Genomic DNA, 21435 nt, shown 5'->3' on the forward strand with positions numbered 1-21435 from the left:
ATTAATGCTTAAATAATAGATATATAGAATATCCTATTTCCATGTAGCAGTATGCTACAGTTAACTCCTACGGCTAGTTGATTAGAAAAGAAAAATTTTCCAATCATGTTTGCTAAGGCTATTAAAAATTAAAATTAAGCATCTAACTTGGGCGGTTGCCAGATAGTTCCGAAGTAGTTTGATAGAATGGGGGTGTCTAAAAGCGGCATGCGATGGTCAAAATAAATCGAAATCGGAATCCCCCCAATTTTTGGTAATTGATATTCAAATATCGTAATATTTCCGCTGCAGCAGTTGCAATAGCAAAAAATCGAACAAGCATCCGTGGTATCTTCACTATGATTATGCGGTTTGTTCAATTGTGTTGCCATAGCTTCCCCCTCGGTGCGAATATTCGCATCACTGCATGGGACAAAGGAAAGTCCCAAAATATAGGCGATCAGTATGATAACAGTTAACCTCATTTGTTATACAAATTTAGAAAAATATTTTAAAAAGTTATTCTTTTATAATAATAGCTCATTTCGTTGTTTGTCTATAGACCTATAGACTACAGCATTGGTCTTGCCAGAAAAAGGTTATTTCGGAAAATATAAACAATCCTATCGCTTCCGACAAATCCTGTTCTATCATAATATTAAAGCCTTTGGCCTCCCGACGGATAGATGCCATGTGAAAACGAGGAGCTGTGCCGGTTTGGACTTATCCATATCAAAAAAACAAATCTGTCTATCGCAATCTTTTATTTAACTTTTACGATAATAATGACCCAATAAAACTATTGACAATACTAGAGGTGAAAAGCTTTAAATGACTTAAAAACAGTGTTTAAACACGTTTGTGGATTTGTAGAAATTTCACTACAGGAAAAATTACTTATAGAAAATCATAATGATTAAACAGAATGCTATATATATAATTGTAAAAATAAAATTTAGCTCTGATAAATAAGGTGTGTTTTTGATGTGAATAATGTTAACTCTGTAAATATAAATTAATAATAATATAAAATAAATCAAAATCACTAGGAATCCAAGTAAAATCAAAATGTCTACTTACATGAAAAAGAATCGTTACCGTAATCTTAAAAATGTTATAATGTTGGGATGCATTATGCTGGTTGCATCAAGCATTTACTCTTGTAAAAAGAGCAGTGAAAACACAAGTCTGGCCGGAGAAACGATGGTCAAAATCAATCTACAGGGCGTAGCAGCCTATGGTGAAGACGAAATTGGCGCCGTAGGACAAAAACAGGGTTCAACAAAGGTTAATGCCGTAAGCAATGCCGCTGATGTTCAGGAAATGAGTATTCCCTTTGGCAACGGCACTTCCATTGATGTGGTAGTGACAAACAATTCCACTGCGGCAGTCAAAAAAGGATTGGTCGCTTCATCGGGAGCCAAAGCTACAATACCTCAGGTAACTGAAAAGCCGTTGGATAACGGTGTGAAATACAAAGTCGTTGTTTATGACGACCAGGGGAATTACGTGACTGAAAAAACGTATAGCTACGGTGGTGAAGCCGCCGCTGAGGGTATTGTTCTTGATGCCGGGAAAACGTATACTTTTATTGCCTATTCAACCAATAGCACAAGTACAGTGCCGGCGATCAATAGTCAGGGCACACTGTCATCTGCAAGCCTTAATAATATCAGTGGAGATTTAATGTATTTTACGAGTAAGCTGAAATTAAACAGTGGTGTGAATAATTTGAACGTGGTTTTAAAACATCGTTTTAGCCAGATCACAACAACATTATCAATGGATGCCAATATGACTGGTGCAATTACCAAACTTGAAAATGCTGTATTTAAACCAAGTCATTCATCTGCAAATCTTAAGCTTTCGGATGAGACACTTACCTACAATGAATTAAACGATGCAGGCGTGTGGGCACAATTTCCGGCTTTGGGAATTGGACTACGAACTGTGGCCAGCACTCCGTCCCTATTGATCCACCCAGCAACTAGCGCGGGAACACTTAAATTGGGAACCTTGACCATTGATGGTGAAACAAAATCAAACCTGACAATTCCGAACGTAAAGATCAATCCCGGACAGAAATACGATCTGAAACTAAATTTCAAAACCTGTACACAAGATGTGACCAGCAATGGATTAAATTGGAGTTACCCAGCGGTGACCGTAAATGGAAAAACAGGGATCCGAATTGACGGTGTATTTCATCCAAGTGGTACCACAATATCCAAAAGCTTTACGGCACCTGCTGCCGACTATGGGTTTGTATTTGACATTACTGAATTGGATAACGCCTTCAACATGGAAATCAATGGGGTGAAACTGGCAAAAAATGAAATCCAATTTGAAGTTGGTGCATCCTCGGCACAAAATATTCAATTCCTCGACGGAAGTAAATATGCGGGTACGAATGTGGAGACAGGTAAGAGAATTGATCAAGTCTATAATATGCAGGGAACAGCTGCTAATCCACTGATCAAGCTGGTGATCAGCAGAACGGGTAAAGTGACCATGTTTGGTAGCAAAACAAATGGCGGACCGCTATATGAGCTTGTACTGGTCAAAGGTAATTCTTTCAATACTTTCCCTTGGGGAAGCACACAGGACAATGCGGTTAAGGTGACTCAACTTGTGGACGGACGTACAATTATTAAAGGCGTAGGTGCAGGTAAGAAGAAAATACCTTGTAGCTAAGCACAGAAATAGATTCAATATTAATAATTCAATAAATAAAAGACTATGAAAAACAAAATTGCCTATATCAGCCCGGAGGTTAAGGTACAAAGGATCGAACTTGAGCAAGGTATCGCTGCTGGGTCTGCTTGTGTAAGACCCGAAGACTCAAATGGTAACGTCAGTGAACAATGGGGACTTGGTGACGATGACAACCGCACAATAGACTGGTAATAAATATCAGCACTATCGATATGCAAAAAGGCCGAATTAAGCACCATTTATCTGTGTTTAATTCGGCCTTTTACTGATTGTATAAAGAGCTTATAATACTTTCTGCAAACGTTTTGGAAATTCGCTTATTTTTGAAATACTGAGCTGTTTCATTACTTGGAACAGGTGTGCCTTGAACATATTGATCGTATGTTCACCGCCCGCATTCCCCAGTGCCCCAACGCCATACATAAATGGTCGTCCCATGAAATTAAATTCAGACCCAACAGCATGCGCACGGGCTAGGTCCACACCGGAGCGGATACCACCGTCCAGCATAATCTTGATTTTGTTTTTATAATCCGGATTGCTCGCAAGATGAATCAATGAATTGATGGACGATTCACTGGCATCAAGCTGTCTTCCGCCGTGATTAGAAACAATGACACCATCTACTCCGAGCGTGATGGCAGCCTGCATATCTTCATCGGTTGCAATCCCCTTTAATACCAGCGGTCCTTTCCACAAGTCGCGAATGGCTTTGATCTTTTCGACATCTACTTTTCCGGTAAAGGTTCTGTTCATAAACTGTCCCAGCTGGGCCAGGTCAAGACCTTTTTCCATATAAGGTTTTAACGTTGCAAAAGACGGGATACCATGTCTGAGCGTTTCAATACCCCATGTTGGACAGGCGAATGTCTGCAGAATATTTGCGATATTCATCTTTGGAGGCATGGACAAACCACTTTTGATCTCTTTATACCGCAGTCCAAAGGCAGGAACATCTACCAGAACGACAAGTACTGGGCATTCCACTGCTGTCAGACGTCTTAGGATATCGTCGCGCAACTTATTTTCTGTCGGGTGATAAAGTTGAAACCAGGCCTTCCCCTGCGATACTTCAGCGATGCGTTCGATACTGCTTGTTGACACAGTGCTCAAGATATAAGGGATATCGTTTCCTGCGGCTGCTTTTGCCAAAATTTCCGGTGCATTAGGCCACATCAAGCCCTGCAAACCGATTGGCGAAACACCAAATGGAGCACTATAGCGACGGCCAAAGAGCTCTACGGACATATCAATTTCTCCGCTCGCCTGAAGATATTGAGGTTTTAATAAAATATGATCAAAATCATTTTCATTCCGGGCGAGATTCAATTCTTCGTTAGCACCTCCTATTAGATAGTCAAATGCAAATTTGGGGATTCTTTTCTTTGCCTGTTTTCTTAGATCTTCAACAGCAGGAAATCGCGTATTATATGTAAACTTTTGGCTCATGATTGATGTATTAAATATTGGCAGTGAATTATCTGCGCGCCAAATATACTATATAATTTGAAAATAGTTTGCTATTTATCCAATAATATCCTAGGTATTCCGTCGGTAGCCAAGCTCAGCCCCACCGCTGACGGGCAGGTTTACTCCCGTGATAAAACGGGCACTTTCAGATAGCAAAAAGATACATGCATCTGCAATGACATCCCCTTCCGGACAATAACCCAGGAGGTGAATGTTTTTTAAAAAATCAAAAATCTGTTCCGGTTGTGCTTGCTCGGATGCCCATTGCTGAAGCATGGGAGTCATGACTGCGGCCGGCATAACCGAATTTACCCTTATTCCCAGCGACGCATAATCTATTGCCATCGCTTTGGTCAAAGCGTTGACAGCGCCTTTTGTCGCAGCATAAGCAGCATGATTTTCCTGACCAATCTCGCCTACCAGACTGCTGGTATTTAAAATGCATCCCTTGGCGTTCTTTAGATGGGGAAAACCATACTTGGTCGTCAGTAAAATACTCTTTACATTGATATCAAATAGCCTACCCCACTCTTGTACACTGGTGTCATGTAAAGGTTTTGACGGACTCGCCAGGCCAGCATTATTGTGAATGGCGTCCAGCCGGCCAAAAGTTGCTATGGTCTGATCTACGACTGCTTTTACTTCCTCCGCTTGGGATATATCTGCACAGATGCCCAAATGGGGAGCCCCCAGCAGCTCGCCTGCCGCTGCAACGGACTTTTGATCGAGGCCGATAAAAACAACCTTTGCCCCTGCCTTTGCATAGGCCTGAGCGCATGAAAGACCAATTCCAGCAGTCCCCCCACTGACCAATATCACTTTATCCTTTAATGTGTTCAACATAAATCTATAAAAGGTTATTCAATTAATTCAGAATCTAAAATACGACAAGTAGGCATTTACCTGAAGATTACATATAACATTGTGACAATAAGGATTAATAAACCGGTTAACACACGGTAATTCCCTAATCCTTTCCATGCGGGTCCACCAAGCGGTTCCAATGGACTTTTCCAATACAGCAGCTCACTTTCAGTATTATGCTGTACCGGATATAGAAATGATAGAATGATCTGCATAAGCGCGCAGACCAAGAAAAGATAGAAGGCCATTATCATAAACGGCGTCTGTCCGATCCATGAATGTGGCATGATCTTATTGATGATAAAAACACCCATACCCAAAAATGATCCGATCCATAAAGTCATTTTTGCAGAAGCCGCAGAGGCTTTGCGCCAGAATACCCCCAAAAGGAAAACACAGGTTATAGGGGGAGCGATATGAGCGATTACATCGTTGATGCCATTAAAAATGCTTTCGTACTTATCTAATAATGGCAATAGACACAAAGAAAAGACCATGGCGATCACAGCGGATATTTTTCCGATACGTATCAGCTGCCTGTCCGTAGCCTCGGGTTTCCGCTGTTTGAATATATCATAACTGACCATGGTGGAGATAGAATTGAGTGCGCCAGAAATCTGGCTCATCAAGCCGGACAGCAGTGCTGCCACAAGTACACCGATCAGACCAGAAGGTAACAATTGCGTTATCATCAGTGTATATATTCCTTTGGAATTCGCATTGCCCGAAGCATCTAGCCCCAAACTATGGAGATCGAGCTGTCCACTTTTAAACAAGGTGTAAGCAAACAAGCCCGGCAGCACGAATATAAACACGGGTAAAATTTTAAGAAAACCACAGAACAGCGCGCCAACACGGCCATGGTTCTCGTCTTTTGCGCCCAATACACGTTGAACAATTGTTTGATCAGCACACCAATACCAGATTCCCAAAATAGGATATCCAAAAAATACCGCATACCAAGGCATACCGCTGACATCATCAGCCCCGCGCAGCATAGACAATCGGTCGAGCCCACCTTCGGCAATCAGCACATTTTTCATTGGCATCCATCCCCCCATACGGTCAAAAGCTGCAAAACTAATGATAAACGCGCCGGCTAATAAGACAATAGTCTGAATAGATTCCGTGATAACTACCGCACGCAATCCGCCAAGAATCGTATATAGCCCAGTAATAATACAGATGACGGTAATGCTTAAATACATGTTAAAGCCAAAAAGTGTCTTCAGTACAATACCGCCCGCGAGCATGGAAAAGGCAATATGGATCACGATTGCAGATACAATGGAGATAAAAGTCAACCAGTCCCTACTGGAGCGGTCATACCGTCTTTCTAAAAAATCCGGTAGGGTTGTTACGCCGGATTTAAGATAAAATGGCACGAAGAACAGGGCTAACAGGATCAATGTAAAAGCCGCCATCCACTCAAAGTTACCATTGAGCAAGCCGGTATCAAATCCACTTTGTGCCAAGCTTACTAAGTGTACAGTGGATATATTAGTAGCAAACAGCGCAAGTCCTATCGCTGGCCAGCGCAGGGTTTTGCCAGCGAGAAAATATCCTTCGGCCGTACCTGTATTTCTTTTGCCTCCTCCTACGCCAGCACGAATGCCTACAATCAAAATAAGAGCGATATAAGCCATCGCGATACCTAAATCTATATTTCCTAACATAAATTATGCTATATTAAATCACAACTACTTCCTGCTTCCATTGTTGTTTGATAAACACCATTTTCAATCCTTACCGGCTGTGCAAAATGAGATTTTAGGTGCGGGATGTGTTCAAGGAACAATGCTTGATGACCAAGGCTTATGTGGTTGAACAGGACTAAATGCTGGTGCAGTTGCCCCATGTCCCCTACATGTGGGACTACCGGAATCCCATATTTGCGGCAAAGGAGACTGACACTTATAAACTCACTGACACCACCCACACGGACCGCGTCCACCTGTACAAAACCAGCAGCACCCAATTGCAGGTAATTTTTGAACACAATGCGGTTGGGTACATGTTCACCCATGGCGATCTTTATCGGCGCAATGGTATCGGTCAGTATTTTATGTGCAAAAATATCATCGGGATGAGTGGGTTCCTCCACCCAATAAGGATTCATCGTTTTAAGTTCCTGACATATTTCCAACGCTCGTGGTAAAGTCCACTGTTGGTTCGCATCCAACATCACAGTAGCCTGATCCCCTGCGACCTCCCGAACAATATGTGCTCTTCTGATATCACGGAGCGGATCTTCACTGCCCACTTTCAGTTTCATGGCTGTAAAACCATTGGCGATTGCGCGTTTACAGTTTTCGCGAACCTGTTCATCAGAATAGTTAAACCAACCGACAGAGGTATCGTAACCGGTATACCCCTTTTCGATTATATGAGTTCTTTCTTGCCGGTTTTGCCAATTTTCAGCAATTAACGCAATGGCCTCTTCCCGCGTAAGTTCATCTTCCAGGTAGGAAAGATCCAGTGTATTGACAATTTCTTCGGGAGAGAGATCTATTAACAGTTTCCAAAGCGGAACATCACGCGTTTTTGCCCATAAATCAAAGCAGGCATTTGTGACAGACGCTAATGCCAGATGTACAATACCTTTATGTGGCCCCAGCCATCGGAATTGCTGTTCATTGCTCAAGGTGTTGAATATCGTACCGAAATTTGCCATGAGTTCTTCGATCGGCATTCCTTTGAGGCGTTCGGCGTAAAAAGATGCTGCCCGACAGACCAATTCATTTCCCGCACCTATCGTAAAAGCTAGTCCGGTTCCTATACGTCCTCTGTGATCTTTCAACCGTGTGACGGCATAGGAATATATAGGATCTTTGTGTACAGCATCGCTCCCTGCTCCGGTACCTAAAGGAAATCGGCGGTCCTGTATATCGTAATTTATAATCATTCTGTTTCGTTGGTTTTAAAATTTTTGGATAGATCTATTGTAGTTTCAATTTTTCCTTTAGTCTGAGTAGCAGATCAACATCCGTCTCTTTGATACGTCCATTCCTATTTGGGCCGACGTTTAAGATCAGGATATTATCCTGCGCCGTTGCTGTTCGGTAGATCTCTTCCAGTTCCGCTAGTGTCTTATATTTTTTGTCGGTCGTATTGTAAAACCAGCGCTCCCCGAGTACCACTGTGGTCTCAAAAGGCATGTAATACGTATTTCCTTGCGCGGTAAAAAGTTTGGGATCTGGCACGACAGGCAAATACGGATCTCCTAGACGGAAATCGCTCGGGAAATAACGTATCGGAAATAAATCCTGTTGCTCTTTGGGGAGTACAGTATGCTTATCTGCGTTTTCGGGACTACCAATACTCCAGTTGATACCGATCTGACATTGCGGAACCTTACTTTTGACCAAAGTATAGATCTCTTGTGCCGGCCACCTGTAATTCTCCTTTTCCCAGCCACCATCTAACCAGAGTTCAACAATATCTGTATACTTCTTGGTCATATCAAGCAATTCGTTCAATTGGTTCAGCATATAGGTATTATAGGCTTGATCAGCCTTTCTGTCTTTGACATCACCATTCTGCTTGCGGTCCCATAGCGAATAATAAAGTCCCAAGCGTATTCCCTGTGCCCGACATTCCTTGGCCAAATCTTTCACTACATTGGTCTTATTCGCTGAACTAGCTACATCGTAAGTCGTATATTTACTATCCCATAAACAGAAACCATCGTGATGCTTAGATACCAGTATGATATATTTCATTCCCGCTGCTTTAGCTGTAGCGACCCATTGTTTGGCGTCGATCGTTGTCGGGGCATATGAACTCGTTGGTTTTGACCCATCTGTCCATTCTTGATCATGGAATGTATTTATACCAAAATGTATAAACATGCCATACCTTCTGTCGATCTGCTCCTGCTGAAAACTATTGGGTTTATCGGCAGCTGTTGGCACGATCGCTTTCTTCTGAGCGAAGACTTTAGATACCAATAAGCATAGGGTTAAATTAAAAAATACACGCTTTTTCATCATTAATTTATTTTAGGTTCTTATTTCGATATTTTGGGCTAATCGGTATGAAAAACCTCTGTCATATCGGACCAGATGGCACTTTTTTCTTTTGCCTCCGGAAGCGGGTTTTGACAAGGATCAGTTTCTTTCCACCAGCGCTGTGTCTCGGCATCGGCAGCCATTCGTTGCATATCCGAGGAAAAATCTGTTCCTGTATACTCAAAATAACTGAAGAGATAATACTCGCCGGCTATCTCTTTCAGAAAAATAGAGTAATTCTGAATATGACATTCTTTGATTTTTTGCAGCACTGCTGGCCAGGCTTCCGCATGTAGCTTTTTATAGTAGGATAGTTTTTCAGCTTTTAAACCAGTAATTGAAGCATAACGCTTTACTGCAGCATGTTTTTTTTCTTGTGTGCAACCAAAAGCGAGTAAGGCTATTAAACCAATCAATACAAAGCGCTTAAAGGGAAATCGTTTTTTCAGTATCCTCATCATATTTAGGTATTCTTGTTGTCAATACTCCGCTAGACATAGTGCTAAACTACGACAGGCAAAACAATAAAACTTCACTTAGATTGCTCAATACTGACACTATATTAACGGTATTTGGATTAGTGTTTTATAATTATGATAAAATAGGCTATATTTAAATTCCTTTAAACAAAAATAACCAAGTAAATGAAACCCGTTTTCACGAAAATATTAGCGGGATCAGAGATCGAGACATTCGCAACAAAGGAGGTTTGTCAGCCGTCTTTTTCCACTGAATTCCATTTTCATCGTGCTTGCCAGATGACCTACATTGTGCAAAGTGAAGGTAAACGAATTATAGGTGACAGTATAGACAGCTATTCAACGGATGAATTGACTTTTTTAGGACCCGATCTGCCACATGTATGGCATAACGATAGCATGGATAAGGATTCTGTACAGGTATCGCGTTCTATGGCGCTTTATATCGAACCTGAATTAATGGTCGAGGTGTTAGGGCATCTTTTCAAAACACATAAAATAGAGGCATTTCTTACCGCATCTAAACGGGGCCTCTTATTTCAGGGCAAGACAAAAGAACAACTGAAAGGTAAACTGGAACAGATGATCCATCTCGATTATGGTATTCAAAAAACTATTTTACTTCTTGAAATTATCGACTTGCTAATTACTACTGATGAATATGAATGTCTTTCCAGTCCGGGGTATACACATAATTACAGTTCGATGGACAATGATAAAATTGACCGAATCTTTAAGTTTGTATTCAATAACTTTACAAAAGAGATTTCGTTGGATGAGGCTGCAACTTTAGCAAATATGTCCAAGCATTCCTTCTGTCGGTATTTTAAGTCCCGTACACAAAAGACCTTTGTGGAATTTGTCAATGAAGTACGTATCAGCGAATCATGTCGACTGATTGCTGAAAACAAATTGCAGATAACGAATATTGCCTTTGCCTGTGGATTCAACAGTCTTTCTAATTTCAACAAGATTTTTAAATCCATCAAAGGGATTACGCCAAGTATGTATAGAACGCAACTACAGACTTAAAAAAAACTTACATAAATGTACATTATTGCTGCTTAGCAATAAGTGGTTACTTGTTTACACGCAAGAGTCCTGATATAGCAGGGCCATTTAATAACTTACCATCGATATCAAAACGGGATCCATGGCAGGGACAATCCCAGGATCTTTCCGAGGCGTTCCAGCTTACTGTACAACCCATATGGGGGCAAATTGAACTAACACAGTGTAACGCCCCTTGCTTATCTCGGTAAGCAGCAAAGGTTTTGCCGTCGTAATTCACGATCCTGCCCTCCTCCGGATGTATATCTTTAAATTCGTCTATCTTGTCTATTGCGAATTTATCCATAACAAAATGTTGAGCGGCACTCCATCCCTCCGATAGTAAACTCTTAGCACTCGCGATTGGCTTGATACGGGCTGGAGATAACAATTTGGATAAGGGTGTTTCCTTGCCCTGTAGTAAGTCTGGAATAATTAGAGATGCCATTGATCCGAAAGTCATGCCATTTCCGCCGTACCCCGTCGCGATATAGATGTTATGTTCGCTAGGCATGCGGCCTATAAAGGGTAGACCATCAGCTGAAACATAATACTGTGATGACCATTGTGCAACGACTTCTTCTCATTGAAATTGTTTGTCCACTAACGCTTTGAGGTCAACAAAATGCTGCTCGGTATCTTTTTCATCCCCTGTTTTATGGTCGAAGCCACCTGCAATAAGATAGTACTTGTCGCCATCACTGTGATATCTAAAGTAATGATAAGGGTCATACAAATCTGCTATCTGCGCAAGCATTTGTGGTTCCTGTAAGAGTTTCACTGTAAGCACGTAACTCCGATAGGGTGCTACCAACAAGTCAAACCTATTTTTCCCGGGGGGTATATGGGTAGCCCAAACGATATTTTTTGCTGTAAAAATGTGTCTATCACTCGTTTTCAATGTGATTTTGTCATCGTGATGTTGATAATCGACAATTGACTGATTTGTCAAGATTGCTCCGCCGCCTTTTCTAAAGGCATCTAAGATTCCGAGTAAATATTTCAATGGATGAAATTGTGCTTGTCCCTCAATCCGGATAGCTTTTATAAAATGCAGGTTGAAAGGAAGAGTACTGCTTGGCGTAGTTTTTACACCCAATTGTTGATGGGCTGAAAGTATGCGCTCAAGCTGTTTATTTTGTGCCTCTTCAGCGCTGAAAAGGAAAAAATCACATGTATTAAAATCACAATCTATGCTGTACCTGAGTACATTTTTTTTAATATGATCGAACGTGTCCTTTGTGCCACTGACCAACAATTGAGCAGCTTCCGCTCCGAAATTATCTATAATCTCATCATACGAGGCGTCGTAAAAATTATTGATATGAGCCGTTGTTCCACCCGTGGTACCGAAACCAGGGTTTTCCTTGTCCAGAAGCAAACATTTGAAACCCCTATCCTGTAGTTCCTTGGCGAGCGTCACACCCGTGATACCCGCCCCAACTATAATTGTATCAAATTCCAAATCGCTGAAATCTGTTGGAAAATTTTGCCCATCAATCGTCTGCCAAAAGCTGTTGTTACTACCGTCACGTTTCATATTGGATGCAGTTTAAAGGCTGGGAAACTAGTTCCCGGTCTTTGGTGATATAACTAATTATGATTTGTACGAAAAGAACCAGCCCTAGAGCTAATCGTTTTACGATTAAATACTTAAAAAAAGGAAGAAATACGTCATCCGCTACCAAATCAAACGATCCAATTTCAGGCATTGTTCTTCTCGAAACAGAAAACAAAAAATAAAAGTGATGACAGATAATCTCAACGACTATGTAAATTCCATTATCCCTACTTGGATAAAGAATAAAAAAATAATGGTCACTGGTGGTACTACTGGTATTGGACGCGCCACCGCACTTCTTTTAGCAGCCTTGGGTAACGACGTTTTTATATGTGGGCATCATGAACAGCAACTCGAGGATACCTTGCGTGATTTTGATAAATTGAATGTTGGAGGTTCACTGACAGGAATAGTCATAGATTTAGCCACCGAAGAAGGCATACAGGAACTTTTCAAAAAATTTGACAGCATGTATGACCGGCTGGATATCCTTATTAATAATGCCGCTATCGCTTTTCAATCTGTCAAAGATGGTAGTTATAACGATCAGGCTTACATTTTACGAACCAACGTCCTCGCGTACCTTGCTTGTGCTCAGGCAGCCTTGTATCGGATGGAACCCAGGGGATCAGGACATATCGTCAATGTAGGATCGATGAGTGCAGATATACGCGAGGCGCAAAGTTCGGTTTATGTATGTACCAAAGGTGGTATCCAGGCCTTTACAGAATCGTTACGCAAAGAAGCGAATCCGAAAGGTATACAGATTTCCTTGATTGAACCGGGTGCTGTTGGAACAGATATGCAACCCTACCCCCCTGACGAGCAGCGCAAAAAAATTGAAACCATGGAGATGCTATTCGCCGAAGATATCGCCAGAGCTATCGTATTTACGATTTCTCAGCCAATACGCACCTCAATTGTCAGTATGCAGGTTAAACCTCTACGTCAAATTATATAGCGTGTGTCTCAGGCTTTGACTGTAGTTATTATCGATTTACAAACTAAATAATTCTGCTCTACAGAATTTAGCAGACTGTTTACGAAACAAATTGATCAGCACTATTGTCTCAATAAAAATTAGAAAACATGAAAAAAAAGAAAAATTTGTTTGAACGATTTTCAAACTGGGCTACACATGCAACCGGAAGCTCAGCAGCGTTTATTCTGGCTACATCCACTGTTGTTGTCTGGGCGGTCAGCGGCCCCATCTTTGATTACTCCGAGACCTGGCAACTAGTTATCAATACAGGTACAACAATTATTACCTTTCTCATGGTATTTCTGATTCAAAAATCACAGAATAAAGATTCCAAGGCAATTCATTTAAAACTCAATGAGCTGATTGCTTCTCATGAAAGGACGAGCAACCGAATGGTAAGTCTAGAGGATCTGAGCGAGGCAGAGTTGGATCAACTCGCTAAATTTTATGCGCATATTGCCAAACTTGCCCTTGAAGAAAGTGACCTAACCTGTACCCACTCTATTGATGCAGCTCAAGAAAATCATGACTTTAAGAGTAAATTCCGTCAAAAAAGAAATGAAAGTGACCGGAACAAAAAACAACAATAATCCCCAGGGCTGGGGATATTGCCTTTAGGGTTGACCACCGCCACCAGCAGCCCCATAAATCTGAGCATTTTTTATCTTCCTTATTTTATCATTTTGTATAAAAAAGGGCTCAACTTGGTTGAGCCCAATAGCTATTGAATGCTAATTTTCTCTTTTAATGTCAGAACTAATCGTGTCCCTCCGTTTTTACAATTTTATTATAGATGCCCAATAATAGAAATGGCGCTGCCCATTGCCCTACAAACAAGGCTGTCTTATCGTGCATCATACATTTTAAAGCGGCTGATACGCCCATAGAAAGTAGTGCAGCGCCTAAAAATAGCGTGGAGGGAATTTTAGAAGTTTGTTCTTCGATTTTTTTGGTGATTTCACCTTCGTTTCCTGTTGTTAATGCCATAATATCTGTGTTTAGTGATTATTTAAAAATTTCTAAATCTTTTTGTTTTATGCTTATTCCGCCCTTGAATTCAGATTTGTATCGGCAAGTGCTGTCAAATCGCGGTTACTGTTGCCATAATCTTTTTATGTTTATGCTCAAAGAGCGGTTCGTTAAATAAACAGAGGCAAGAGTTTATTCGTTCATCCGCCAGCCTCGAAATCACCAAAACACGCATATATCCAACATAAAAAGTAAAAACACGTTATCGACGCGATGAAAACGTATTGCATAAAGTGCATTATATTTAAGTAAAAACCGGTTCGGAATGAGTACTAATTCTTCTAACTATATCGATACTGCACATGTTTATTAGATGAACTAAAAACAAAAAAAGATGAATAAAATTCAATCAGCGCATAAACAGTATCAAGGCATACTGATTGTTGCATTTACTGTGATAAGCCAGGTCGGTCCAGAAGATTTTCCGGCTGATATCCCAGAGCGACCCGAGGAAGAATTGCCTGAAAATGATCCAAACGATAAACCAGAAATTGATCAGGATGATTTGGACTCGGAAGAAGAACTAGACCTAGATGAAGGGGAAGAAATTCCTGAATTAGATGAACAGGAAATTGACGAAGAAGCGAATGATGCTGAAGGTGTTCCTTTGGAACCTCGGAATCCACCTTCGGACTTAAATGAAACAACAATTTAGCATGAAAAAGTGAAAATGGGCTAATATTTATGACCAATATTAGCCCATTTCTCTGTTTTATTAAACTATATGGAAGAATAAATTATTAATTCAAAAGTTTGGTTTTAAATCCAAATCGGATCAATCCGGCCGTATTTCTGGAATTGGTTTTTTCCAGCAGCTGTTGTCGATGCCCCTCTACGGTACGCTTACTTAAAAATATTTGATCCGCTATTTCAGCATTGGTATACCCTTCTGCGATTCGTTCCAAAACTAAAATTTCGCGATCAGAAAGCTCATATCTTGCCATAACATCATCTCTATTTACTTCTTCGGGAATATGTGAGGCAGAATAGTCTATCAGTTGAAAAGCGAGTGCCGAACTGATATAACGTTCTCCCCGTTGGACTTGTTTAAGACCAAATAAAATTTCGTCAACATGTGAACTTTTAAGCAAGTAACCATCAGCACCCATACTGAAAGCTTCAGATGCAAGATGAAAACTGGCATCCATTGTCAATATAACAAGTTTTATTTCCGGGAAGCGCATTTTTACCGCCTTAATAAATTGTATTCCATCCATTATATCCATATGGATATCAGTAAGAATAAGGTCCGGCTGAGTGGCTCGGGCGAGATACTCAAGGGCATCTTTACCATTTTCTGCCTCTGCAATTACAGTTATATCCTCTTGAGCCTCTAAAATTAATCGAAAACCTGAACGTACCAACGCGTGGTCGTCTACTAAAAGTAACTGTGCCATAGCTATCAATTTGTAGTTTAAGTATGATTAAATTATTTTTTACAAAAACAACATTACGCTCAAAAAAGTTTTTAGACTAATTATCCCGCACTTTTTATCGGTTGTTCATAAAGTCGATTGCTATAAGTAGACAACTGTTTTTCTATGGATAACGCACTTCTACTATGGAATTGCGTATCAGTATCAAGTTTTGTTTTAAATACGTAAAATTATGGTTTTCAAAACGCTAAGCTATTGAACCATGTTCCTAAAGAAAATGAACCATTATAGGAAGCGCTTATGTTTACTTCAATAATTATAGGTATCGTCTTTATTCTGGTTGCCACTTACATTATCATTAATTATAGGCATCGAAAAAGCGGTACCCGAAACAGAAAGAATCGTTAATATTAAATAATTGTATTATGAAAATCGTTTTAAGAATCATTGGCTTATGTATAGCCATTATGGCCTGGAGCATGGTGATCCAGGCACAGGACAGCACTCAAAACCAGACACAGGCTGGGGATATTGACTTTGCAAGCAAAGCGACAGCAAGCAATAACTTTGAAATCCAGGCTGCAAATATTGCGTTGACCAAGTCGCAGGATCAAAATATTAAACAATATGCACAGATGATCGTTGATGACCATACAGCAGCCGGCAACGAACTGGCTACATTGGTGAAAAATAAAAACTGGCAATTAAGCACACCCGATAACCAAAACTATAGCCAATTGATCGATCAGCTGAACAATGCTGATCCAGCCAACTTTGATCGGACCTACGTTGATCTGATGGCCACAAGCCACCAAGACGCCATTACACTATTTAAAGACGCGAGCACTGGTACCGCAACTACAGATGCTGATCTGCGCAAATTTGCAACCGATAAAATTCCAGCTTTTCAAAAGCATCTCGATCAAATCAAGAATATGCAACCTGCAGACAATAACACGCCAAAAGATACGCTAAAAAATATGGGGCCTAGCGTGCCCAATCCGGCAAAATCAAAAATACCGAAACCAGGTTTAAAATAATATTGTATTACTCCAACTTTCCATTGGAGAGGGCAAAGCAATAGGCTTTGTCCTCCTCCTTTAAATAAAATACTTATGGAACAAGCATTTGATTATATCCACGAACTTTTAAACAGACAGATGGCTTTACGGGCGAAAATTGAAGCCAGTCCCATTGCCGGAGAAATTCATTTCCGTTATGCTGACGACTACTACCAAGAAGAAGTTCGTAGCATGGGTCTTGCCATGATACGGGAAGGAATGAATGATGAAGGTGAACAGTTGATTCTGGATTTTACACAAGAATATTACCCTGATCACCTTGACGATGAGCGTATGTGGATCCAGAAAATGATGCGCTATTTAAATGCGATCACCGATACATTAATCGATAATCTGCATGCTGAAGGCTACAAATGGTTACAGGGAAATGTCGATATGCCCAACGAACACGCTATATTCTATCCCTTATATGAACTCAATGCCGATAGTCTACAATCGCTCGAATTGGCACTTAATACGATTGTTGACCTGAGTAAGCCTGATGAATTAGAAAATCTACAGGGCTGGCTTTATTATCGATCTGAAAAATAATACCTGTTTAAAGCAGATACATTTTTACGTAGAAGTAACCTTTGTCTCATATTTAGCTGCTTCAATTTTGACAGTCTCCAAAAATTTGCTTCTAAAAACTTCAATTTGCTGTACATGATGAATACCGACCTGAACCGACAGTATATAGGCATCTGTAGTGATATCTTTTGTATATATCTTTAGGGAAATACTTGGATCAATTTCATCGAAAGAAGGGATAGTATCCAGAAGCCACTGTTTCCATTCACTTATTGCTCTTGTTGTATTAAAAGTTAATTGTAAATTTAGGCGAATATCCGATTCATCAAAAGTCCAGTTTACTAGACGTCCAGACAGTAAATCACCATTGGGAATAATAACCTGAGACCCCTGATCAGTCAGTAGGGTGCTGGAACGAATGCCGATTTGAAGTACCTGACCTTTTTTATCAGCAAGTTCTACATAATCCCCTACCTTAAAAGGCCTTTCAAATACCAGAATAACCCCTGATACAAAATTATTGATGATGTTCTGCAGGCCTAGGCCAATCCCAACACTCAGGGCCCCAATGATTACCGTAAGTTTATCCACACTCAATCCAAGAATCCGTATACCGATCAGAAAGCCGACAATAAATACGAATACCCGAACCAGCGGCAGTAAAGCTGTTCGACGCTGATTTTTCCCGGAGGTCGGTTCCCCCAATAAGTCCTTCAGATTCTTTTGAATCCAATTTGCGAAGGTAATAACGGCAATTGCAAGCAAAACGTCCCCATACGTATATGATATACTACCGATATTGTGTTCGCTATGTAACAAATTGTCTAGCAGGCGGCGGACTTCGCTTGTCAGATGTAAGCTGTTCGTCCAGACGATAAGGACAAGAACAACAGCAACAAGCCCAACGATACGGCCTAAGGCCTGAACCATCTTCGCCTTATCGAAGCGTCGTATTAAACGCTCCTCAGAGGCTCTTTCATAAGAATTGACCAGATCATGTGCCAGCATATCCCGGAAAGCCCGTAATGACAAAGTCTGCAAAATCCCAATTCCTGCAGTAATACTGCATATCCTTGTTAGATTTAGAAAACCAGCAAGATTAAATACTATAGCCAGCGCAATAACGAAAAGCAATACCCAACGTGTAAAATTAGGTAAGTAATCAAAAGGATTGTCTTTGTCTGTACGTTTTCCCAAAGCCCACACCAAACGTAAACCTGCTAAGTTAACAAGCACAGCAATACTCCTTGTTAACCAATCGGTATCCAATATAACATGAATCACCAACAGGGCGATATAATAAACGAAGACTAAGCGCATAATGCGAACTTTCGCGACCGAAAGCTCAACATGGAGCAGGATATATAAAAAGGTAAATAGCAATAGGTAACTTAATTCAAGAACCAGCACTGGTATACGGAACGAGGTTAAGGGTAGCATCAGGAGAAAAAATACCGCAAATTTCAGTAAGGGAATCCACCAGGGCTGATTGCGGTGAAGTGGTAACTCCTCGCCTGCCCCCACAGCACGCCGTCGCATTAGGTATAACCAATACAAATAGACCAGACTCACCAATACCAGCAGCAATCGCCCATCCCAGGCCGTGCCGTAAAAGCGTATTGAAAGGCCATCCTGCTCGAGGTTTTTCAGAATGACTTGCTGCAAGCGTGGCCAAAATAAGCCAGCATTGGACGACTGGACCACTTGTTCCTCCTGTTTAACTTTAGTGCCGATATCTGTCAAGTCAACAAGCAATTGCTCGGCTTCGGTTGCTAGGTCAACCACGCTATCCTGCAAACTTTTCCAGGAAGACGTTGTAGAATCTGGTGGTATCACTTGCTGCTGTGCAACTTTAATTTTATTCCGCAAGCTTTGAACGGACGGGATGGCACTTGTGATATAGGATTTTACCTGACCCGGAAGGGATTGACTATGTTCCTGTCGTTGCCAGGCAAGGATACGTTTAACGCTATCCAGTTCGGCGTAATATCGATTCAGCTGTGCACGCCACTGTTGCACATAATTCCTTACTGTCGCGAGCGGGGTCTCCGGTAAAGAGTCCCTTAGACTTGTTGAGTCTATAACTGTCCTACTCGAATCAGGAGTTTGTCCGTATAGCAATGCACAAAAGAGGCTCAGATAGACTAAGCTACCAAGCCTCTTAATGGTGTAGTTTGATATAATTATTCTTGCAGCCATAAGCAGGTGAAGGTTTCGCTATTCAGGTTTTGCTGGGGATGGCTGCCTTTGCAAACTGTCGGTACTGTCCGAAGCGAGCGTATCGCCACCTGCCGGATCCGTCCGCCCATCATCAGGTGTCATGGATGAATCATAAGAACCATTTGCTTCCGTTCCTTTGTTGCTACTATTGTCGCATCCGCATAATCCAAGAAGTAATACGACTAAAAAACTGATCTTTTTCATGTGCAATTGTTTAAGTGTAAACTATTTGGATGTTGAACGCTAGAGAAAAAGGAAAAGTTCTTCGAACTTCTACTTTAGGTAGTATCAACAATAACACGTAGTACTACGTTTTCTGGAAATTACAAAATATCCCATGTTCTATTGATATCTTACGTCAATTTCCAGCTACCAGCCCAAGCCGACCTGCCAATACCATCGTAAATCAATCTGTATTCCACGCTTATTCTCCTTTCTTATCACGGTCAAGATTATCCAAAGGAACACCTTGTCCTATAGACGTGCTGTCACGAAGTGTATCCGCAGGACGGCTACGATGGATGTTATCTAGCGGAACACCGTGGTTTGTCTTTAAGGTATCTGTCGTGGTCATCGTTTCATTGGCATTTTTATTCGTTCTCTCCTGACACGCACTCAGTAAAAGTGCTATGCTAAGAACGCTTATCATTAATTTTGATCTTTTCATTATGTCCAATTTATAGTTGATATTTTTTGAATCATTAAGAGACCAGACCTTTCCATTTCCGCAGATGCAGTGCCTCTGTGGGTTGAGATCTTGTCGATAATTTTTATAGCTTTAACAGATCAGTCCTTTCCGGTTTGCGCATGCGGTGCGTCCACAGGTTTAGATTCTGGCGATCCCTTTTGTCTGAGATAGATGGTAAAGAATACGATTGATAGTACGGATAAAAATTCACTCTGCCAATTTTGAAAGGTTTCAAACCAAAACTCAGGCATCAGTAGATAAGCCAATGCAGCATGGGGCGGTAAACCATCAAGTTGCTGTTCCAAATTGTGTTGGCGCCAGCTACCGTAGAAATGTACTGCCCAACTGATAAAAAAAAGCAAAGCAAAGCAAATAAATAACGAAGAACTATACATGCGCAACAACCATCCTCCCTTCCGTACCGGATAGGGAGCATCAGGTCTGGGTATGGGTTCTCGGTCCACCGCCTCGGGTTCATCCAGCTTTTTGGATTCCGCAGATCCCCATTGCCTTAGTCCCACTGTGAGCATGACATAAAGCGCCATCTGCAAAAATTCACTTTCAAAATTTTCAAAAGTGGCCGAAATAAAATGCCCTGTGTTGAGATAGGGAAATAATGCCATAGGAGCTTGGTGGGCTTCTTGTAGTTCCTCGTTATGTACCTTCCAACCTGTAAAAAATTGCATGCCAAGTGCAAAAATAAAGAGCATTAAGAATACCAGACTTAAACCATTCCGGTATAAGAAGGAATAGGATTTTTTCGTTTTCATAACTGTTACTTTAGAATAAAATGCTATACTTTTGATTTCAATGTGAAACTAATGCGGCCATTAGGTTCCATGAGCGCAATATCAACCTCGTCGAGATGTTTACTGTGGGTTTCCAAACGCAAACTGGTCAGCAAATCTGTTCGGCTGACTCCTAAGCGATCCATCTGGTCCCATTGAATCTGATCGTTTTTATACAATACTACTGGTTTCCCTTTAACAAGATTCTCTAAATAAGGAAGGCGGGTCGAAACTTGCGCCAGTACTTTATTCACAATAATCATCACAAAACCGGCAAATACCGTTGACATAAAGGGTGAAGCACCCACAATGCCCCGTGCTAATACCGCACCTAACATAATAATAATGACAAAATCGACGTCTGATTTTCTACCCAATATTCTGATACCCCCCAAACGAACTAAAAGCAGGGCAACGATAAACATCATAAAGGCGCGCACGCCCATCTGAACCATGTTGAGCTCCTCGCCCATGCCAAATAAACTTTCCATTATTTTTTTGTTTAGTTTTAATTTGTTAAATAAGCAAAAAGAAAGCTGTTTATCTCGCTACTTATTTTTTAAAACAGTTCATCTTGCTCTTAATAGAACATCATTCAGCGTTAAAACAGTTTGCGTAAATGGAAATCAAGT

The 21435-nt window shown here is 41.0% G+C and carries 23 protein-coding genes and 1 pseudogene; 8 read left to right on the forward strand and 16 right to left on the reverse strand.

The window, feature by feature from the left end; all coding sequences use genetic code 11:
* Nucleotides 1-134 precede the first annotated feature (134 nt).
* Nucleotides 135-464, reverse strand: coding sequence for a DUF6660 family protein (locus ABTV71_RS14885; protein WP_121126099.1), 330 nt, complete (start codon nt 462-464; stop codon nt 135-137).
* A 595-nt stretch (nt 465-1059) separates the two neighbouring features.
* Between ABTV71_RS14885 and ABTV71_RS14890 the strand changes: the two genes are divergently transcribed.
* Together ABTV71_RS14890 and ABTV71_RS14895 are read left to right on the forward strand one after the other, a co-directional pair.
* Nucleotides 1060-2673: a hypothetical protein gene (locus ABTV71_RS14890; protein WP_433900068.1), complete on the forward strand. Its 1614-nt coding sequence runs from the start codon at nt 1060-1062 to the stop codon at nt 2671-2673.
* Between the two features lie 45 nt (nt 2674-2718).
* Complete coding sequence (locus tag ABTV71_RS14895; protein ID WP_183078789.1) at nt 2719-2886, forward strand: hypothetical protein; 168 nt, start codon at nt 2719-2721, stop codon at nt 2884-2886.
* Nucleotides 2887-2976: 90 nt separating this feature from the next.
* On the opposite strand, the gene ABTV71_RS14900 is transcribed toward ABTV71_RS14895, so the two are convergent.
* The 6 genes from ABTV71_RS14900 to ABTV71_RS14925 all read right to left on the reverse strand — a co-directional run bounded on the left by ABTV71_RS14900 (nt 2977) and on the right by ABTV71_RS14925 (nt 9499).
* Complete coding sequence (locus ABTV71_RS14900; protein WP_433900069.1) at nt 2977-4143, reverse strand: alpha-hydroxy acid oxidase; 1167 nt, start codon at nt 4141-4143, stop codon at nt 2977-2979.
* Nucleotides 4144-4233: 90 nt separating this feature from the next.
* A complete protein-coding gene (locus ABTV71_RS14905; protein ID WP_433900070.1) occupies nt 4234-5007 on the reverse strand; it encodes an SDR family NAD(P)-dependent oxidoreductase in 774 nt (257 codons plus the stop codon).
* Between the two features lie 56 nt (nt 5008-5063).
* Nucleotides 5064-6704: a sodium:solute symporter gene (locus ABTV71_RS14910; protein WP_433900071.1), complete on the reverse strand. Its 1641-nt coding sequence runs from the start codon at nt 6702-6704 to the stop codon at nt 5064-5066.
* Nucleotides 6705-6712: 8 nt separating this feature from the next.
* Nucleotides 6713-7933, reverse strand: a complete 1221-nt coding sequence (locus tag ABTV71_RS14915; protein ID WP_433900072.1) for an enolase C-terminal domain-like protein — start codon at nt 7931-7933, stop codon at nt 6713-6715.
* Between the two features lie 34 nt (nt 7934-7967).
* Nucleotides 7968-9020 carry an alpha-L-fucosidase gene (locus tag ABTV71_RS14920; RefSeq protein WP_433900073.1) on the reverse strand — a complete coding sequence of 351 codons (1053 nt, stop codon included), beginning with the start codon at nt 9018-9020 and terminating at the stop codon, nt 7968-7970.
* Between the two features lie 35 nt (nt 9021-9055).
* Nucleotides 9056-9499: an L-rhamnose mutarotase gene (locus tag ABTV71_RS14925; protein WP_433900074.1), complete on the reverse strand. Its 444-nt coding sequence runs from the start codon at nt 9497-9499 to the stop codon at nt 9056-9058.
* A gap of 183 nt (nt 9500-9682) precedes the next feature.
* Here ABTV71_RS14925 and ABTV71_RS14930 point away from each other — a divergent pair, with 183 nt between their 5' ends.
* The gene (locus tag ABTV71_RS14930; protein ID WP_433900075.1) at nt 9683-10549 is read left to right on the forward strand and encodes an AraC family transcriptional regulator; all 867 of its coding nucleotides are present in this window, start codon (nt 9683-9685) and stop codon (nt 10547-10549) included.
* Nucleotides 10550-10595: 46 nt separating this feature from the next.
* Here the strand turns inward: ABTV71_RS14930 and ABTV71_RS14935 are convergent, their stop codons facing one another.
* A complete protein-coding gene (locus ABTV71_RS14935; RefSeq protein ID WP_433903711.1) occupies nt 10596-11030 on the reverse strand; it encodes a (2Fe-2S)-binding protein in 435 nt (144 codons plus the stop codon).
* Nucleotides 11019-12107, reverse strand: a pseudogene (locus tag ABTV71_RS14940) (NAD(P)/FAD-dependent oxidoreductase); the annotation flags it as partial. The pseudogene ABTV71_RS14940 and the gene ABTV71_RS14935, both read right to left, overlap by 12 nt.
* Before the next feature lie 208 nt (nt 12108-12315).
* Between ABTV71_RS14940 and ABTV71_RS14945 the strand changes: the two are divergent.
* The gene (locus ABTV71_RS14945; RefSeq protein WP_121126111.1) at nt 12316-13089 is read left to right on the forward strand and encodes an SDR family oxidoreductase; all 774 of its coding nucleotides are present in this window, start codon (nt 12316-12318) and stop codon (nt 13087-13089) included.
* 128 nt (nt 13090-13217) lie between these two features.
* Complete coding sequence (locus tag ABTV71_RS14950) at nt 13218-13700, forward strand: low affinity iron permease family protein (RefSeq protein WP_433900076.1); 483 nt, start codon at nt 13218-13220, stop codon at nt 13698-13700.
* Nucleotides 13701-13866: 166 nt separating this feature from the next.
* Here ABTV71_RS14950 and ABTV71_RS14955 read toward each other — a convergent pair whose 3' ends face one another.
* On the reverse strand, nt 13867-14097 hold the full coding sequence (locus ABTV71_RS14955; protein WP_121126113.1) for a hypothetical protein: 231 nt from the start codon (nt 14095-14097) through the stop codon (nt 13867-13869).
* A gap of 376 nt (nt 14098-14473) precedes the next feature.
* On the opposite strand from ABTV71_RS14955, the gene ABTV71_RS14960 reads away from it, so the two are divergent.
* On the forward strand, nt 14474-14794 hold the full coding sequence (locus ABTV71_RS14960) for a hypothetical protein (protein ID WP_433900077.1): 321 nt from the start codon (nt 14474-14476) through the stop codon (nt 14792-14794).
* Between the two features lie 85 nt (nt 14795-14879).
* Here ABTV71_RS14960 and ABTV71_RS14965 read toward each other — a convergent pair whose 3' ends face one another.
* Nucleotides 14880-15536, reverse strand: a complete 657-nt coding sequence (locus tag ABTV71_RS14965; protein ID WP_433900078.1) for a response regulator — start codon at nt 15534-15536, stop codon at nt 14880-14882.
* Nucleotides 15537-15940: 404 nt separating this feature from the next.
* Between ABTV71_RS14965 and ABTV71_RS14970 the strand changes: the two genes are divergently transcribed.
* Nucleotides 15941-16555, forward strand: a complete 615-nt coding sequence (locus ABTV71_RS14970) for a DUF4142 domain-containing protein (RefSeq protein ID WP_121126116.1) — start codon at nt 15941-15943, stop codon at nt 16553-16555.
* 75 nt (nt 16556-16630) lie between these two features.
* Nucleotides 16631-17128 carry a hypothetical protein gene (locus tag ABTV71_RS14975; RefSeq protein WP_433900079.1) on the forward strand — a complete coding sequence of 166 codons (498 nt, stop codon included), beginning with the start codon at nt 16631-16633 and terminating at the stop codon, nt 17126-17128.
* Between the two features lie 24 nt (nt 17129-17152).
* On the opposite strand, the gene ABTV71_RS14980 is transcribed toward ABTV71_RS14975, so the two are convergent.
* From ABTV71_RS14980 to ABTV71_RS15000, 5 genes are all read right to left on the reverse strand, one after another.
* The gene (locus ABTV71_RS14980) at nt 17153-19306 is read right to left on the reverse strand and encodes a mechanosensitive ion channel family protein (RefSeq protein WP_433900080.1); all 2154 of its coding nucleotides are present in this window, start codon (nt 19304-19306) and stop codon (nt 17153-17155) included.
* Nucleotides 19307-19324: 18 nt separating this feature from the next.
* Nucleotides 19325-19531, reverse strand: a complete 207-nt coding sequence (locus ABTV71_RS14985; protein WP_433900081.1) for a hypothetical protein — start codon at nt 19529-19531, stop codon at nt 19325-19327.
* A gap of 220 nt (nt 19532-19751) precedes the next feature.
* Nucleotides 19752-19994 carry a membrane lipoprotein lipid attachment site-containing protein gene (locus ABTV71_RS14990; protein WP_121126119.1) on the reverse strand — a complete coding sequence of 81 codons (243 nt, stop codon included), beginning with the start codon at nt 19992-19994 and terminating at the stop codon, nt 19752-19754.
* 119 nt (nt 19995-20113) lie between these two features.
* Nucleotides 20114-20785 (reverse strand): DUF6766 family protein, encoded by a 672-nt coding sequence (locus ABTV71_RS14995; RefSeq protein WP_433900082.1) that lies wholly within the window; start codon nt 20783-20785, stop codon nt 20114-20116.
* Nucleotides 20786-20808: 23 nt separating this feature from the next.
* Nucleotides 20809-21294, reverse strand: coding sequence for a DUF421 domain-containing protein (locus tag ABTV71_RS15000; protein ID WP_433900083.1), 486 nt, complete (start codon nt 21292-21294; stop codon nt 20809-20811).
* Between the last annotated feature and the right edge of the window lie 141 nt (nt 21295-21435).

The sequence above is a fragment of the Sphingobacterium puteale genome (assembly GCF_050986225.1).
Taxonomy (GTDB): Bacteria; Bacteroidota; Bacteroidia; order Sphingobacteriales; family Sphingobacteriaceae; genus Sphingobacterium; species Sphingobacterium puteale.